The organism is Photobacterium sp. 1_MG-2023 (assembly GCF_030547945.1).
Classification (GTDB): Bacteria; Pseudomonadota; Gammaproteobacteria; order Enterobacterales; family Vibrionaceae; genus Photobacterium.
Window position 1 is genome coordinate 1 of sequence record NZ_JAUORR010000084.1, and the last position, 714, is coordinate 714.

Annotated in this window: 1 protein-coding gene and 1 pseudogene; both read left to right on the forward strand. The window is 56.3% G+C overall.

The features are described from left to right. Positions 1-333: transaldolase family protein (locus Q4579_RS22980; protein ID WP_303567281.1), on the forward strand; the 333-nt coding region annotated here is incomplete at its 5' end. 79 nt (positions 334-412) lie between these two features. Next, positions 413-714, forward strand: a pseudogene (locus tag Q4579_RS22985) (transketolase); the annotation flags it as partial.

The window sequence follows — 714 nt, forward strand, 5'->3', positions numbered from 1 at the left end:
AAGATCTACAACTACTACAAAGCCCTGGGCTACAACACCGTGGTGATGGGCGCAAGCTTCCGTAACACGGGTGAAATCCTGGAGCTGGCTGGCTGTGACCGCCTGACCATCAGCCCGCAGCTGCTGCAGGAGCTGTCTGAAGCACAGGGCGACGTCGCTCAGAAGCTGTCTGCTGACGTGGCTTCTGAAGAACGTCCGGCACCGATGACTCACGCTGAGTTCCTGTGGGATCACAACCAGGACCCAATGGCGATTGAGAAGCTGGCAGAAGGGATCCGTAACTTCGCCATCGACCAGGGTAAACTGGAAACCATGATCGAAGCGCGTCTGTAAGCCCGCGACAATTTCTGAGAGCAGCACATCGCTGCTCTCACTCGTTTTATGACTAACCTGTATTGAGTAAGAAGAATTAATTATGGAACGTAAAGTACTGGCGAATGCAATCCGTGCCCTGAGCATGGACGGTGTACAGCAGGCGAATTCCGGCCACCCGGGCGCACCGATGGGCATGGCGGACATCGCTGAGGTTCTGTGGCGTGACCACCTGAACCACAACCCGCAAAACCCAAACTGGGCTGACCGTGACCGCTTCGTGCTGTCCAACGGCCACGGCTCCATGCTGATCTACTCCCTGCTGCACCTGTCGGGTTACGCGCTGTCGATTGACGATCTGAAAAACTTCCGTCAACTGCACTCCAAAACACCGGGCCACCC